This window comes from Bacillus bruguierae (assembly GCF_037104725.1).
GTDB lineage: Bacteria > Bacillota > Bacilli > Bacillales > Bacillaceae_G > Bacillus_A > Bacillus_A bruguierae.
Map to the genome: position 1 here is coordinate 221,691 of NZ_JBAWSX010000007.1, position 16,307 is coordinate 237,997.

Genomic DNA, 16,307 nt, shown 5'->3' on the forward strand with positions numbered 1-16,307 from the left:
ATGTTGGATTGTATACAGAAAAAGCATGCAAGGAACAATAACTCTTGAAATGGATAAACCTATTTCAAAGCTGATGAAAAGGAGTGAATGTCTTGGGCAAGCAAAACATCGGCACAATCAATGCTCTTATTCGTATTACACTTGGTTTTATTCTGCTTAGCTGCAGCACTGCAAAGCTCGTAAGAAAACCATGGTGTACTTGGTCAAAGATTATGCTTTGGGTCGGAGCAATGAGAATCGCAGAAGGCATCATTCGTTTCTGTCCTATTGTCGAAGCATGCAAATTTAGTAAATATATGAACATGCCCGATTTAAAAATGCCAGGCATGGATTTTATGAAGAATGGACAGTCTAATAAACAAGAAGCACCTCCTACTTCTCATAAAGACGAAAAGACAAGTCATGGAAGTTATGATGCTTCTGATAAGGAAATTGAGTCTGAACTCGAAAAGGCTCTTCTGTCCAAACCGCTTTGAATCATTTGTCAACATGCAAGATGCTCTCAAAGAAACTTAGTCGCTACAGTGGGCGGCTAAGTTTTCTTTTATTTTACCACAAACAAGAACTAATGTTCTGTTTAGGAAAATTTTATTTTTTATAAAAATTATAACAAAAACCTATTGTCACCTTTGATATAAAAGTGATATCATTTTTATATCAAAAGGAGGCGAGATCATGAAAGAAAAACAAGTATTTCATGTAAATGGATTTTTAGGACTGCTTGCAGTTTTAGTTTTAATTGGAGTTGGTTTATTAAGTCTTATTAATGAACTATTTGCTATTGGTATTCCTTCTTTTTTATTAGCAGCAATCCTAGCAAGTAGTATCGGAACTGTACAGCCAAACCAAGCAAAAGTAATCACATTTTTCGGTAACTATTTAGGAACTATTCGTGAAAGCGGCCTGTTTTTAACAGTTCCATTTTCATTTCGCCAAACGGTTTCACTACGCGTTGAAAACTTTAATAGTCAGAAATTAAAAGTAAATGATGTAGATGGGAATCCAATTGAAATTGCAGCTGTTGTTGTTTACAAAGTCGTTGATTCCGCAAAAGCGATCTTTGGTGTCGAACATTATGATGCCTTCGTGGAAATTCAAAGCGAAACAGCAATTCGCCACGTAGCAACGAAATATCCGTATGATAATTTCCAAGATGACAACATCGTTACACTGCGCGGAAACTCAGAAGAAATTTCCGAAGAGTTAAAACGAGAGTTAGAAGCACGTTTAGAAATTGCAGGAGTAGAAGTAATCGAAACTCGTTTAACGCACTTAGCTTACGCAACTGAAATTGCCCATGCAATGCTTCAACGTCAACAGGCAAAAGCAGTATTAGCTGCAAGAAAGGAAATTGTAGAAGGTGCCGTACAAATGGCGAAAGATTCTATTCAAAAGCTCGATGAAGAGGGTATACTTGATCTAGATGACGAAAGAAAAGCAAATATGGTTAATAACTTATTAGTTGCCATCGTCTCAGATAAAGGAGCACAACCAGTTATTAATACAGGAAGTCTCTACTAAAGGTTGTAGGTAATCATGGCTAAAAAGAAAAGCTTCCCATTACGAATCGATCCCGAATTGTACGCAATTATTGAAAAATGGGCAAACGACGAATTTCGAAGTGTAAATGCTCATATTGAATATTTACTTCGCGAGATGGCAAAGCAAAAAGGTAAGATAAAAAAAGAGTCCTAACTTTTTAATGAGTAGGACTCTTTTTTCTTTTAGGGATAGCAATATTTTTTTAAGAAAATTGTACTTTCACTTTGAGGCCTTATATCATCGCCAGTATCTAAAGAGTCTGGCCAATCGCACGGTACCCAATATCACTACGATAAAATAGACCGTCGCTTTCAATTTTTGCAATTTCTTTATACACCTTATCTTTCGCTGCTTGTAAGTCCTTTTCTTTACAAGCAACAAACAACACACGCCCGCCATTCGTTACAAATTCCCCGTCTTTCACATCTGTTCCGGCATGAAAGACAATTACATCCTCTAATGTTTCTAAGCCTGTAATGACTGCGCCTTTTTCATAGCTTTCTGGATATCCTTTTGAAGCTAGTACAACACCAATTACTGCTTCTTCAGACCATTCTAAAGTAAGTTCTTTTCCATCTAATACGTGGTTACATACATCCACTAAATCACTTTCTAAACGAGGTAAGATTACTTCTGTTTCTGGATCGCCAAAGCGCGCATTGAATTCAATTACTTTCGGACCTTCACTTGTTAAAATAAGTCCTGCGTATAAAATACCTGTAAAGGAACGTCCTTCTTGTATCATGGCCGCAGCTGTCGGATGTAGAATGGTTTCAATTGCTTGTTCTATAGCTGACTCTGGAATTTGCGGTACCGGAGAATAGGCACCCATTCCACCAGTATTTGGCCCTTTATCACCATCAAAAGCACGTTTATGATCTTGTGCAATTACCATTGGGTATACAGTTGTTCCGTTGACAAATGCCATAAGCGAAAATTCTTGTCCATCTAAAAATTCTTCAATAACAACCTTTTTGCTAGCTTCTCCAAACTTTACGTCTTGCAGCATTTCTTTTACAGCTTGCAATGCTTCTTCTAACGTCATAGCAACTGTTACACCTTTACCAGCCGCTAAGCCGTCTGCTTTAATAACGATTGGTGCGCCGACTTTTTCAATGTATGCCACTGCTTCTTCATAATTTGTAAACGTCTCATATGCCGCTGTTGGAATATCATACTTTTTCATAAGCTCTTTCGTAAAAGCTTTACTTCCTTCAATAACAGCTGCCGCTTTGTTCGGACCAAAAACACGAAGACCTGCTTCTTCAAAACGGTCAACAATACCATTCATAAGCGGAATTTCTGGGCCAACAAACGTTAAACCAACATTATTTTCTTTCGCAAAAGTAATAAGCGCATTAAAATCATTTTCATCAATTGCTACAGGCGTTGCTACGTCTTTCATTCCTTCATTCCCTGGCGCTACATATACAGTTTCTACTTGCTCTGACCTTGCAAACTTCCATGCTAACGCGTGCTCACGTCCACCACGGCCAATTACTAAAACATTCATATTTCATCCTCCATTATTCAAGTTAAAATCCATTCCCTTCTTACGTGTCCAGCGGTATATCGATGGAAGTGGTGCATTTATCGGCGCTTTTCACAATATATCGACCGTTCTTTAAAATATATCGGCGATTCGACATAGGATAAAGACCCTTCGACAATGTTCGACACGCAAGCTAAATCATATTCAAAAGTAGAAGAAGATGACCCAAAAGTGGACTTTTGGTCATCTCCTTCGTTTCTCAATTAATGTTTGAAATGACGTACTCCAGTAAATACCATCGCAATGCCGTACTCATCTGCTTTTTGAATGGAATCTTCATCGCGAATGGATCCACCTGGTTGAATGATTGCTGTAATACCAGCTTTAGCCGCTTCTTCTACTGTATCTGGCATTGGGAAATATGCATCAGATGCAAGTGCACTTCCTTGTGCTTTCTCACCCGCTTGTGTAATAGCGATTTTCGCTGAGCCAACGCGGTTCATTTGCCCTGCACCAACACCAATTGTCATATTATCCTTCGCTAAAACAATTGCATTTGATTTTACATGTTTTACAACTTTCCAAGCTAATTTTAAATCATTCCATTCCTGCTCTGTTGGTTCACGCTTTGTTGGAATTGTGATTGTTGCATCTTCTAATGCTAAAGTATCCTCTTCTTGTACAAGTAAACCACCTTGGATAGAAGTTAATTTCTTACTAGCTGCCCTAACTTTAGCAATATCAACAGTTAACAAACGTAAGTTTTTCTTACTTTGCAGCACTTCTAAAGCTTCCTGTGAGAAAGAAGGTGCAATAATGATTTCTAAGAAAATTTCATGTAGCTTTTCTGCAGTAGCTTTATCAATTTCACGGTTAGCTGCAATAATGCCGCCAAAAATCGATACTGGATCTGCTTCGTAAGCACGTGCATATGCTTCATGAATATCAGCTCCAACACCAACGCCGCATGGATTCATATGTTTTATCGCTACAACTGCTGGTTCTGTAAATTCTTTCACGATGCTAAGCGCTGCATCTGCGTCATTGATGTTATTATAAGATAACTCTTTACCATGTAATTGTTCTGCATATGCAACAGAAGAAGTTGCTGCAAACGGTGCCTTATAGAACGCTGCTTTTTGATGTGGATTTTCGCCGTAACGTAAATCTTGTTTTTTCTCAAACGTAACAGTTAACGTTTCAGGGCTTTCTTCTCCTGTTTGTTCTGTTAAATAGTTTGAAATTAATGCATCATATGCCGCTGTATGACGGAATACTTTTGCTGCTAATTTACGTTTTGCTTCTTTTGAAACTTCTCCACTTTCCTTTAATTCTGCTAATACAACATCGTAATCTGTTGGATCCACGACAACCGTTACAAACTCGTGGTTTTTCGCAGCAGATCGAATCATTGTCGGGCCGCCGATATCAATATTTTCAATCGCATCAGCAAATGTCACATCTGGTTTTGCAATCGTTTCTTTAAATGGATACAGGTTTACAACAACAAAGTCAATCGGCTGAATGTCAAGTTCATTCATTTGGGACATATGCGTTTCGTTATCACGTACAGCAAGAAGTCCACCATGGATGTTTGGATGTAATGTTTTCACACGACCATCCATAATCTCTGGAAAACCTGTTACTTCAGAAATTCCAATTACTTGTAAGCCGTTTTCTTCTAGTAACTTTTTCGTCCCACCTGTTGAAATCACTTCAATCCCTTGCTCAAGTAATCCTTTTACAAATTCTACAACTCCAGCTTTATTTGAAACACTGACTAATGCACGCTTTTTCATTTATTCTCCACCCCTAGTTGTATTAAATTGCCGCTCTTATAACTTCACTTCAGAATGTAATAAAGATTTCACCGTATCTACGTACAATCTATGTTCGACAAGTTGAATTTTCTTTTGTAAACTTTCTCGTGTATCATTTTCAGAAACTGTTACTGCTTCTTGAGCGATAATTGGCCCAGTGTCCATACCTGCATCAACGTAATGGATCGTTACACCTGTTACTTTCACACCAGCTTCAATTGCTTGCCCAACTGCATCTTTTCCAGGAAAGCTTGGCAATAGTGAAGGGTGAATGTTAACGATTCTCCCTCCATAAGCAGCTAGCAATGTCGGACCAATTAAACGCATATACCCCGCTAGAATAATCCAATCAATCTCGTACTCTTGCAATTTCTTTACTATTTCTTGTTCGAATGCTTCCTTTGATTCATACGCTTTCGCTGAAAAGGAAAAGCAAGGAACATGATGATTATTTGCGCGCTCTATAACACGTGCGCCCGGCTGATCACATACGAGCAAACTAAGCTTTGCATCTAATCTTCCAGCCTCTACCGCGTCCACAAGTGCTTGGAAATTAGAACCGCTTCCTGAAGCAAAAATTGCTAATCGGCTCATGATACCGCGCCTCCATCAAATGTAACACCTGAACCTTTCACAGTGCGTCCGATGATACGAGCTGTTTCCCCTTGTTCTTCTAAAAGGTTCATAGCACCTTCTGCATCTTCTTCTTTGACCGCTACTACCATACCAATACCCATGTTAAAAATATTGAACATTTCTTCTTTCTTTAATTGACCAACTTCTTGCAGTAAATCAAAGATTGGATGAACTGTCCAAGAACCGAGTTCAATTTGTGCTCCGATACCTTCTGGCAACATACGTGGAATATTTTCAATAAATCCACCGCCAGTAATATGAGCCATGCCAGTTACGTTATATTTCTTCAATAGTTCTAAAATAGGTTTGACGTAAATTTTCGTTGGTTTTAATAATTCTTCACCAAGTGGTAGTTCTAAACGACCATAAATACGATCAAGTGAAAGTTGTCCATCCTCTACCAACACTTTACGTACAAGAGAATAACCATTACTATGAATTCCGCTAGAAGCAAGTCCAATTAATACTTGATTCTCTTCAATAGATTGTCCTGTAACAATTTTCTTTTTATCAACAATACCAACCGTAAATCCTGCTAAATCATATTCTTCCTCAGAATACATCCCTGGCATTTCAGCTGTTTCTCCGCCGATTAATGAACAACCAGCCTGACGGCATCCTTCTGCAATTCCTTTGACGATGTCTTCAATTTTACTAGGTTCTGCTTTACCGCAAGCAATATAATCAAGGAAAAAGAGTGGCTCTGCTCCTTGAACAACAATGTCATTTACACACATTGCAACTGCATCGATACCGATTGTGTCATGTTTGTCCATCATGAAAGCGAGCATTAACTTTGTCCCTACACCATCTGTTCCAGATACTAATACTGGCTCTTCTAATGCGAATTTTGAAAGATCAAACATCCCTCCAAAACCGCCTAACCCGCCTAGCACTTCTTTTCTCATCGTTGTTTGCACGTGTTTTTTCATGCGAGATACCGCTTCATATCCAGCTTCAATATCTACTCCTGCTTGCTTATATGCATTCGCCATCGTTTCTATACACCTCGTCTTTTTATACTGAAAGAATTTCTCCCGTCTACTGGGTAGTAACTGTAAGAAAAAGCGAGCTTCTACACAGCATATAGTAGAAGCTGCTATGCTTTCTTATCGTGCTCTATATAAATCTATTTTAAATTCCCGACATATAGGTCGATGCTGTGCAGACAAAAAATGACTTACACTCTTTTGCTCCCTGTGTTTTAAACCTTGCATGTGGTAGAAAAAGGCCCTGACCGCTTCTATGCACGGCCAGATGCTCTCGCCCCTCCCTAAAAAGAAAAGGTTTTTTATGTCGTTTTTTAACTTATATATCTTTGCCTTATTTCATACTTGCTAAAAGTTCTTGCTCATAATCATAAAGAGCCGTCGGATAATCGCCATTAAAGTAAGCCATACATAAACCGCCATATTTCCCTTCGTACGGACGGCCAATTGCATTAATTAAACCCTCTTCACTTAAAAATGTTAAAGAGTCTGCTCCAATGATTTCACGAATTTCTTCTATTGAATGATTTGCTGCGATTAATTCTTTTCTTGTTTGAATGTCAATTCCATAGAAGCACGGATACTTAAGAGGCGGCGAAGCAATTCTTACATGCACTTCTGTTGCCCCAGCCTCGCGAAGCATACGAACAATTCGCTTGCTTGTTGTACCACGTACGATAGAATCGTCAATCATAACAACACGTTTTCCTTCAACAACACCTCGTACTGCTGAAAGTTTCATTTTTACCCCTTGTTCACGCAATTCTTGAGAAGGTTGAATAAACGTACGTCCAACATAACGATTTTTAATTAAGCCTAACTCATAAGGAATTCCAGTTGCTTCTGCATAGCCGATCGCTGCCGAAATACTAGAATCAGGTACACCTGTTACAACATCTGCTTCAACCGGAGCTTCCTTTGCTAACAACTTCCCCATATTTTTACGCGCTGCATGGACGTTAACACCAGCAATGTTTGAATCAGGGCGAGCAAAGTAAATGTACTCCATGCTGCAAATGGCATGTTCTACATCATTTGTAAAACGATCTATCTGAATTCCTTCATCATTAATGATAAGTAATTCTCCAGGTTCTACATCACGAATGTATGTTGCTCCTACTACATCAAAAGCACATGTTTCAGATGCTACAACGTATGCATCTCCCATCTTTCCAATCGAAAGCGGACGGAATCCATTTGGATCTAATGCAACAATCATTTCATTTCCTGTTAATAATAAATAAGCAAAAGCACCTTTTACTTTGTTTAATGCATCTTTTACACTTTCAATTAATGTACCTTTTGTATTGCGTTTAATTAAATGAAGCAATACTTCTGTATCCGAACTTGTTTGAAAAATACTTCCCTCTGCCTCTAATTCACGGCGAAGCATTTTTGCGTTAATTAAATTACCGTTATGAGCTAATGCCATACTATGGTCTGAAAAGCGAAATAACAGTGGTTGAACATTCGCAACTTCAGCGCCGCCTGCTGTCGCATAACGAACGTGCCCAATCGCTGATTTTCCGTTTAAATCATCTAACTCACCGCGTGAAAACACTTCTGATATTAAACCAAGCCCTCTATGACCAGTGATTTTCTCCCCATTATTTACAACAATGCCAGCGCCTTCTTGACCACGGTGCTGCAAGCTATGCAATCCATAATACGTAACTTGTGCTGCATTTTCATGCCCCCAAATTCCGAAAACGCCGCATTCTTCATTTAGCCCCTTTATTTCATTAAGCATGGAATAGCCCCTTTCCAAGCCGTTCTCATTTCATCAACATCCGCTGTAAGCAATACTTCCTTTTCTTCATTACGAATTGTTAATTGATTTGTATTTGTTACTTCCCCAACACAAAGTGCATCTACCATATTTTCAAACGCTTCTTTTTGCTCGCGTTTTACTGTAACAATAAAGCGAGATTGTGATTCTGCAAATAACATCGCTGTCGCTTCTCCAGCTAACTTCACATCTGCGCCTAATCCGCTTGTTCCCATTGCACTTTCTGCGAAAGCAACTGCTAATCCGCCTTCTGCAACGTCATGTGCTGATTGGACAAGACCTTCTTGAACCGCTGCTAGTAATTGCTTTTGACGTTTTTCTTCTACTTCTAAATCGATGCTTGGTGCTTGACCGAAAATTTTTCCATACACCATTTTTTGTAATTCACTACCACCAAACTCCGCTTTCGTTTCACCGATTATATAAACGAGATCACCAGCTTGCTTAAACTCTTGCGTTGTTACATGCTTTACGTCATGTACAAGACCAACCATACCAACAGTTGGTGTTGGGTATACTGCTTCCCCACTGCGCTCATTGTACATTGATACGTTTCCACCAATAACAGGTGTATGTAACGTGCGGCACGCTTCGCTCATACCATCTACTGACTTCTCAATTTGCCAGAAGATTTCTGGCTTTTCAGGGTTACCAAAGTTTAAGCAATCTGTAATTGCAAGTGGCTCACCGCCAGAACATACAATATTACGAGCTGCTTCTGCTACAGCAATTTTTCCGCCTACTTCGGGATCTAAATAAATATAGCGAGAGTTACAATCCGTTGTCATTGCTAATGCTTTATTTGTTCCGCGAACACGAACAACCGCTGCGTCAGACCCTGGTGTAACAACTGTGCTTGTGCGTACTTGGTAATCGTATTGATCATATACCCACTCTTTACTTGCAATCGTTGGTTGTTGTAATAAAGATAATAATGTCTCTTCATAATTCTCCACTTTTGGTGTTTCCATCTTCATTTGTTGGAATTCTGCAAAATACGCAGCTTCTTTTGAAGGCTTATGATAAACAGGTGCCTCCTCTGCTAATGCATCAGCCGGCACTTCCGCCACCATTTCACCTTTATGGAATAAACGAAGCATTTTATCTTCTGTTACTTTTCCCATTACTACTGCTGCAAGGCCATATTTTTCAAATAGCTCTACAATCTCTTGTTCTCTACCTTTTTTCACGACGATTAACATACGCTCTTGTGATTCAGAAAGCATCATCTCATATGGTGTCATGCCTGTTTCACGCTGCGGTACATCATCTAAATACATTTCAATACCCATACCTGCTTTACTTGCCATCTCTGCTGAAGATGATGTTAAGCCTGCCGCTCCCATATCTTGAATACCGACAAGTGCATCGGATTTGATTAGTTCTAAGCATGCTTCAATTAAAAGCTTCTCCATAAATGGATCGCCTACTTGCACCGCTGGGCGTTTTGCATCGGAATCCTCAGATAGCTCTTCTGATGCGAACGTTGCACCGTGAATACCGTCGCGGCCTGTTGCTGCACCAACATACATGACTGTATTACCAGCACCGTGCGCTTGACCTTTTTTAATGTCTTCATGGTTAATTAACCCAACGCACATTGCGTTTACAAGTGGATTTCCTTCATAACATGGATCGAACTGTACTTCTCCGCCAACAGTTGGAATCCCGATGCAGTTACCGTATCCCGCAATACCCGCTACAACTTCTTCAAATAAATATTTTACGCGTGGTGATTGTAGCTCACCGAAGCGAAGTGAATTTAACATAGCAATTGGACGTGCTCCCATAGAAAACACATCACGGATAATACCGCCAACCCCTGTCGCTGCACCTTGATACGGTTCAATTGCAGATGGATGGTTATGACTTTCCATCTTAAATACTACCGCTTGATTATCACCGATATCAACGATTCCAGCGCCTTCACCAGGACCTTGCAGTACACGTTCACCAGTCGTTGGGAACTTACGAAGAACTGGCTTTGAGTTTTTATAACTACAATGCTCTGACCACATAACAGAGAACAATCCTGTTTCTGTATAGTTTGGCAGGCGGCCTAAAATCTTTTCAACCATGGCAAACTCTTCGTCTGTTAATCCCATTTCCGCATAAATGCGTTCTTCTTTAATTTGAGTTGGATTTGGTTCAAGCAGTAACGACATATGTTTCCCTCCAATGTTTCAAAATAGATTGAAATACTTTTAGACCATCCGCTCCTCCAAGCAATTCATCAACAGCACGCTCTGGATGCGGCATCATACCAAGTACATTTCCTTGCTCATTTACAATCCCTGCAATATCTGAAACGCTTCCATTTGGATTCTCTACATAACGGAAGACAATTTGATTATTTTCTTCTAACTGTTTCAACGTTGCTTCATCACAGTAGTAGTTTCCTTCACCATGAGCGATTGGAATATTGATCACTTCATCTTTCTCATATTGCGATGTAAACATTGTTGTATTATTTTCAACACGAAGCTGAACAGTACGGCACATAAATTTTAAGTTTTTATTGCGAATTAATGCACCTGGCAATAAGCCGGACTCTACTAAAATTTGAAAACCGTTACATACACCTAAGATTGGTTTTCCTGCTTCAGCTGCTTTTCGTACACCTTTCATTGCGTTTGCAAAGCGAGAAATAGCTCCGCAGCGAAGGTAATCACCGTAAGAGAAACCACCTGGTAGTAAAATTGCATCGTACTGATCTAAGTTTTCTTCACTATGCCAAACGTAGTCTACATCTTGGCCAAGCTCATCTTTAATTGCATGAAACATATCTACGTCACAGTTCGAACCTGGGAAAACGATTACGGCAAATTTCACTGCGCGACAACCTCCTCAACTTCATAGCGATAATCTTCAATCACTACGTTCGTTAATAATTTTTCGCACATTTCTTTTACCTTTGCATCAATATCTGTAACTGATTTACCAATTGTTAGTTCCATATATTTACCAATGCGCACATCTTGTACTTCTGTAAAGGAAAGACTATGAAGTGCTCCTTTTACCGCTGTTCCTTGTGGATCTAATACACTTTCTCTTAACGTTACATATACCTTTACTTTATACATGTGAAGCTCCCCCTAATCGTTTTAAAATCTCTTCATAAGCCTCTGTTAAATTACCAAGATCACGACGGAATACATCTTTATCAAATTTTTCATTGCTCGCTTCATCCCATAAGCGGCATGTGTCTGGTGAAATTTCATCCGCTAATAAAATTTCTCCATCTTCTGTTATACCGAACTCTAATTTAAAATCTACTAATCTTACACGACAGCTTGCGAAATGCTCAATCAACACTTGATTGATTTGTAGAGCTTTTTTTCGTAGTATGCTTACTTGCTCTGGCGTTGCAACGTTCAACACACGAATATGATCTTCTGTTACAAGAGGATCCCCTAAATCATCATCTTTGTAGTAAAATTCGACGATTGGTGTTGTAAGTGTAGTACCTTCTTCCATACCTAGTCGTTTTGAAAGACTACCCGCAATCACATTTCTTGTGACAACTTCTAATGGAATAATGCTTACTTTTTTTACAATTTGTTCTGTTTCTGATACTTTCTCAACAAAGTGTGTTTTGATTCCCACTTCTTGTAACTTTCTGAATAAAAGAGTTGTAATCTCGTTGTTCAGACGACCTTTTCCTGTAATCGTTGCTTTCTTTTCCCCATTGAAAGCAGTAGCACTATCTTTATACTCTACCCAAACCATATCTGCTGCTTCTGTACGATAAATTCTTTTTGCTTTACCTTCATACAGCAATTCTAGCTTTTGCATTTCGCAAGCCCCCTGTAGTTTGAAAAATGTGAATAGTATGTTTATAAAGAATGGCACAGAATGAAATGATTCTGTGCCATATAAAATTATCAGTTTAAGCCAAGACGTTCAAAAATTGTATCAACATGTTGCAAGTGATGTTCATAGTTGAAACATTCATTGATTTCTTCTTGTGTTAATTTGCTTGTAATACGCTCATCGGCTTCTACAAGCTCTTTAAATTGTACTTGCGTTTCCCATGCTTCCATCGCTTTAGGTTGTACAATATCATAAGCTTCTTCACGTACCATACCTTTGTCGATTAACGTAAGCATTACGCGCTGAGAGTAAATTAGGCCATATGTTCTTTCCATGTTTCGTTTCATGTTCTCTGGGAATACCGTTAAGTTTTTCACGATATTACCGAAACGATTTAACATGTAATTTAATGCGATTGTTGCATCTGGTAAAATAACACGCTCTGCAGAAGAGTGTGAAATATCACGTTCATGCCATAATGGAACATTCTCGTAAGATGTCATCATATAACCACGGATAACACGAGCTAAACCAGTCATATTTTCAGAACCGATTGGATTTCGTTTATGCGGCATTGCAGAAGAACCTTTTTGTCCTTTCGCAAATGACTCTTCCACTTCACGTGTTTCACTCTTTTGTAAACCGCGAATTTCAACTGCCATTTTCTCAATAGATGTTGCGATTAATGCAAGTGTTGACATGTAATGTGCATGACGATCACGTTGCAATGTTTGCGTTGAAATCGGAGCTGCTTCTAACCCTAAGTTTTCACAAACATATTTTTCTACGAATGGATTAATGTTTGCGAATGTACCCACTGCACCAGACAATTTACCAACGCGAACTGTATCAGCTGCTTGTTTAAAACGTTCTAAGTTACGTTTCATTTCTTCATACCAAAGACCAAGTTTTAAACCAAATGTTGTTGGTTCTGCATGAACACCGTGCGTTCTTCCCATCATAATTGTGTATTTATGTTCTTTTGCTTTGTTAGCTAAAATAGTAATAAAATTTTCTAAGTCGTTTAGTAGAATGTCATTTGCTTGTTTTAAGATATAAGATAATGCTGTATCTACTACGTCTGTAGATGTTAAACCGTAATGTACCCATTTACGTTCTTCACCTAATGCTGGTGTTTCAGATACTGCACGAGTAAATGCTACAACATCATGACGCGTTTCTTGTTCAATTTCATAAATACGATCAATATCGAAAGATGCATGTTCACGAAGCTTTTTCACATCTTCTTTTGGAATATCACCAAGCTCAGCCCATGCTTCACAAGCTAAGATTTCAACTTCTAACCATGCCTTAAATTTGTTTTCTTCCGTCCAAATCGCACCCATCTCAGGGCGTGTATAACGACTAATCATCTTTTTCCCTCCAACAGTTGTTCTTGATGGTCCCAAATATGCAATGTGCGCGCTTTTTCTAAAGCAACGTCAATCTTATCATTTAAAATGTTAACGTGCCCCATTTTTCGCTGCGTTTTTGCTTCTTCTTTACCATATAAATGCAAGTAACACCCGGTTAATCTATTCACTTGCTTTAGGACTCCCTCTATATGTTCGCCTAAAATGTTTACCATGACAACTGGTTTTAACAAAATTGTTTCTCCAAGAGGTAAATTACAGATTGCTCGGATATGTTGTCCGAATTGACTGATTTCACAAGCATCAATTGTATAGTGTCCAGAATTGTGCGGTCTTGGTGCTAACTCATTGATATAAATGTCACCATTTGCTGTAGCAAACATCTCTACCGCTAGTGTTCCCACCAGTTTTAATTCATCCGCTAATCTTTCTGCATATTGAATGCCTTTTTCTGATAACGCAAATGGAATACGAGCCGGTACGATTGATTCGTGTAAAATGTTATTCACATGAATATTTTCGGCTACTGGAAATACTTTCGTTTCGCCGTTTACACTACGTGTAACAATGACGGAAATTTCTTTTTCAAATAAAACCCACTTCTCTAAAATACATTCAGCTTGATTAACAAGTTCCAGCGCTCTCACAACATCAGCTTCACTTCTTAGGACGACTTGCCCTTTCCCATCATATCCTCCTGTTGTTGTCTTCAACACACAAGGAAAGGAAAATTCAGCAATTGCTTCTAAAAATTCTTCTTGCTTCTGAACGAGTCTGTATGGTGCTACCGGTAAACCAGCTTTCACGATTGCATTTTTTTCTGTATAACGGTTTTGCGTTGTATATAATAACTGACTGCCTTGCGGTAAATACGCATGCTTTTCAAGCCATTGTAAGCAGTTATAATCAATATTCTCAAATTCATACGTTACAACATCGCTTATCTCTGCTAAATACTGAATCGCTTTCAAATCATCGTACGGTGCCACAATTTCAATGTCGGCAACTTGTGCACATGGCGAAGACTTTGCTGGATCTAATACAGCAATTTTATATCCCATTTCTTTTGCTGCAATCGCCATCATTCTGCCAAGCTGTCCTCCGCCAATAATACCAATCATTTGTCCAGGTAAAATCGTTTTTATCACTGTAGCTCACTACCTTCTCGCACATTTTTTCCAATTGCTTCTCGTCTTAGTTCTAATGCATCGTATATATCATCATGAGACGATCCTAATATTTGTGCGGCAAGTAAACCTGCATTGGTCGCCCCAGCCTTTCCAATCGCAACAGTCGCAACTGGAACACCTCCTGGCATTTGGACAATAGATAGTAATGAATCTAAACCGTTTAACGCTTTTGACTGAACAGGAACACCGATGACAGGAATATTTGTTTTTGCAGCAACCATCCCTGGTAAATGAGCGGCTCCGCCAGCTCCAGCAATAATAACTTTTAATCCACGTTCACGAGCTGTTTCTGCATATTCAAACATATAATCTGGAGTCCGATGAGCGGATACAACTTTCTTCTCATACGGAATGTTTAATTCATCTAAAATGTCACAAGCATATTTCATTGTTTCCCAGTCTGACGTGCTTCCCATTATGATTCCAACTAGTGATTTCATATTAGAATCCCCCCGATTCAAATAAAAAAAGCCTGAAATAGAACATTTTCTCTTTTACTATGAGAGAAAGCGCTCTACTCAGGCATATGTATCCCTTGTGAATAGAAAAATACCGAGTGACTTTCCCTCATAGTCTAACGAATAACGGTCGTTAGGTAGAGACTTGCAGGCCATATCCCCGCGATTATATGAGGTACGATATAATATTGTTTCTACCGTTATATTAACAGGTGTTATTCAAACATGTCAACAAATAATCGAATGTTTTTTACCCAACACATTATAACGTTCGTGTTTTAGTTATAATAAAAAGAAGAACCGAAAAAATATGCAAAAAAGGAAGGGAATTAAAGAAGAAATGCGAGAATATATGCAATTTATCTTACATAACGATTCACTATATAAATAGGAAGGATTCCATTCAAAAACAATTCAAAGTTATTGCGGTTGGAGATATAGCAGGAACTACTTTTTGTATATTTAAGCATCGCCTATGATACTATTATTATAAATTCACACTAATTTATAGGTGGTTTAATTATGAGGGAACTTAACATATTGTCATATTTATGTTTTTCTATCGCAATAACTGCTGCAATTATTACATCCGCTTTTATAACATCTGACTTTTTCTATTCTCATTATTTAAAACTTATACTTGTTGTAGAAATAATCAGTCCCATTATCGGAATTATTTTAGGTTCTTTCGGAAAACCTGGAAAACCAAAACAAATTGCTATTATTTTAAACAGCATCTTCTTTATTCTTTTTTCACTTTTGGCATTATTAAATTTATGTATTATGATATTTGGCAAGTAAGATTCAACTAATAATCAGTGGGGGTTCTTCATCCCCCCACTGATTAACTGCTCGTTAATACGGGATAATAATGAACACAAAAAAACCTAAGTCAATTGACTTAGGTTTTTGCCTGGCAACGTCCTACTCTCACAGGGACAAAGTCCCAACTACCATCGGCGCTAGAGAGCTTAACTTCCGTGTTCGGTATGGGAACGGGTGTGACCTCTCTGCCATCATTACCAGACTTATGAAGGTATATTCCTTCAAAACTAGATAACATTTGCTTCATATTATTTGGTTAAGTCCTCGATCTATTAGTATTCGTCAGCTCCACGTGTCACCACGCTTCCACCTCGAACCTATCAACCTGATCATCTTTCAGGGATCTTACTAGCTTAACGCTATGGGAAATCTCATCTTGA

At 38.6% G+C, this 16,307-nt stretch carries 16 protein-coding genes, 2 rRNA genes and 1 riboswitch; of the genes, 4 read left to right on the plus strand and 14 right to left on the minus strand.

The genetic code is table 11. The features are described 5' to 3' along the window. The first annotated feature begins 92 nt into the window (after positions 1-92). The 3 genes from WAZ07_RS14105 to WAZ07_RS14115 all read left to right on the plus strand — a co-directional run bounded on the left by WAZ07_RS14105 (position 93) and on the right by WAZ07_RS14115 (position 1,695). Positions 93-476, plus strand: a complete 384-nt coding sequence (locus WAZ07_RS14105; protein ID WP_336472955.1) for a YgaP family membrane protein — start codon at positions 93-95, stop codon at positions 474-476. Positions 477-675: 199 nt separating this feature from the next. After that, positions 676-1,521 (plus strand): SPFH domain-containing protein, encoded by an 846-nt coding sequence (locus WAZ07_RS14110; protein ID WP_335514984.1) that lies wholly within the window; start codon positions 676-678, stop codon positions 1,519-1,521. A 15-nt stretch (positions 1,522-1,536) separates the two neighbouring features. Next, positions 1,537-1,695: a type II toxin-antitoxin system antitoxin gene (locus WAZ07_RS14115; protein WP_336472956.1), complete on the plus strand. Its 159-nt coding sequence runs from the start codon at positions 1,537-1,539 to the stop codon at positions 1,693-1,695. 97 nt (positions 1,696-1,792) lie between these two features. On the opposite strand, the gene purD is transcribed toward WAZ07_RS14115, so the two are convergent. The 12 genes from purD to purE all read right to left on the minus strand — a co-directional run bounded on the left by purD (position 1,793) and on the right by purE (position 15,084). Further along, a complete protein-coding gene (gene purD, locus WAZ07_RS14120; protein WP_336472957.1) occupies positions 1,793-3,055 on the minus strand; it encodes a phosphoribosylamine--glycine ligase in 1,263 nt (420 codons plus the stop codon). Positions 3,056-3,297: 242 nt separating this feature from the next. Then, positions 3,298-4,833, minus strand: a complete 1,536-nt coding sequence (gene purH, locus WAZ07_RS14125) for a bifunctional phosphoribosylaminoimidazolecarboxamide formyltransferase/IMP cyclohydrolase (RefSeq protein WP_336472958.1) — start codon at positions 4,831-4,833, stop codon at positions 3,298-3,300. Between the two features lie 36 nt (positions 4,834-4,869). Next, on the minus strand, positions 4,870-5,448 hold the full coding sequence (purN, locus tag WAZ07_RS14130) for a phosphoribosylglycinamide formyltransferase (RefSeq protein ID WP_336472959.1): 579 nt from the start codon (positions 5,446-5,448) through the stop codon (positions 4,870-4,872). After that, positions 5,445-6,485: a phosphoribosylformylglycinamidine cyclo-ligase gene (gene purM, locus WAZ07_RS14135; RefSeq protein WP_336472960.1), complete on the minus strand. Its 1,041-nt coding sequence runs from the start codon at positions 6,483-6,485 to the stop codon at positions 5,445-5,447. Before purM ends, purN begins: the two co-directional genes overlap by 4 nt. 328 nt (positions 6,486-6,813) lie before the next feature. After that, complete coding sequence (gene purF, locus WAZ07_RS14140; protein ID WP_336472961.1) at positions 6,814-8,229, minus strand: amidophosphoribosyltransferase; 1,416 nt, start codon at positions 8,227-8,229, stop codon at positions 6,814-6,816. Beyond that, complete coding sequence (purL, locus tag WAZ07_RS14145; protein WP_336472962.1) at positions 8,214-10,433, minus strand: phosphoribosylformylglycinamidine synthase subunit PurL; 2,220 nt, start codon at positions 10,431-10,433, stop codon at positions 8,214-8,216. The genes purF and purL overlap by 16 nt, the downstream gene beginning before the upstream one ends. Beyond that, complete coding sequence (purQ, locus tag WAZ07_RS14150; protein ID WP_336472963.1) at positions 10,417-11,100, minus strand: phosphoribosylformylglycinamidine synthase subunit PurQ; 684 nt, start codon at positions 11,098-11,100, stop codon at positions 10,417-10,419. The genes purL and purQ overlap by 17 nt, the downstream gene beginning before the upstream one ends. Next, positions 11,097-11,351 (minus strand): phosphoribosylformylglycinamidine synthase subunit PurS, encoded by a 255-nt coding sequence (gene purS / locus WAZ07_RS14155; RefSeq protein ID WP_336472964.1) that lies wholly within the window; start codon positions 11,349-11,351, stop codon positions 11,097-11,099. The genes purQ and purS overlap by 4 nt, the downstream gene beginning before the upstream one ends. Further along, positions 11,344-12,063: a phosphoribosylaminoimidazolesuccinocarboxamide synthase gene (gene purC, locus WAZ07_RS14160; RefSeq protein WP_336472965.1), complete on the minus strand. Its 720-nt coding sequence runs from the start codon at positions 12,061-12,063 to the stop codon at positions 11,344-11,346. The genes purS and purC overlap by 8 nt, the downstream gene beginning before the upstream one ends. Before the next feature lie 89 nt (positions 12,064-12,152). After that, entirely contained in the window at positions 12,153-13,454 is a 1,302-nt protein-coding gene (purB, locus tag WAZ07_RS14165) for an adenylosuccinate lyase (protein WP_336472966.1), read from the minus strand. Beyond that, the gene (gene purK / locus WAZ07_RS14170; protein WP_336472967.1) at positions 13,451-14,602 is read right to left on the minus strand and encodes a 5-(carboxyamino)imidazole ribonucleotide synthase; all 1,152 of its coding nucleotides are present in this window, start codon (positions 14,600-14,602) and stop codon (positions 13,451-13,453) included. Before purK ends, purB begins: the two co-directional genes overlap by 4 nt. Then, complete coding sequence (purE, locus tag WAZ07_RS14175) at positions 14,599-15,084, minus strand: 5-(carboxyamino)imidazole ribonucleotide mutase (protein WP_336472968.1); 486 nt, start codon at positions 15,082-15,084, stop codon at positions 14,599-14,601. The genes purK and purE overlap by 4 nt, the downstream gene beginning before the upstream one ends. Positions 15,085-15,194: 110 nt before the next feature. Next, a riboswitch (purine riboswitch) is annotated at positions 15,195-15,296 on the minus strand. Positions 15,297-15,624: 328 nt separating this feature from the next. On the opposite strand from purE, the gene WAZ07_RS14180 reads away from it, so the two are divergent. Next, on the plus strand, positions 15,625-15,903 hold the full coding sequence (locus WAZ07_RS14180) for a hypothetical protein (protein WP_336472969.1): 279 nt from the start codon (positions 15,625-15,627) through the stop codon (positions 15,901-15,903). Between the two features lie 110 nt (positions 15,904-16,013). Here the strand turns inward: WAZ07_RS14180 and rrf are convergent. Together rrf and WAZ07_RS14190 are read right to left on the minus strand one after the other, a co-directional pair. Beyond that, positions 16,014-16,129 (minus strand): 5S ribosomal RNA (gene rrf, locus WAZ07_RS14185). 50 nt (positions 16,130-16,179) lie between these two features. Further along, positions 16,180-16,307, minus strand: a 23S ribosomal RNA gene (locus WAZ07_RS14190); the annotation flags it as partial.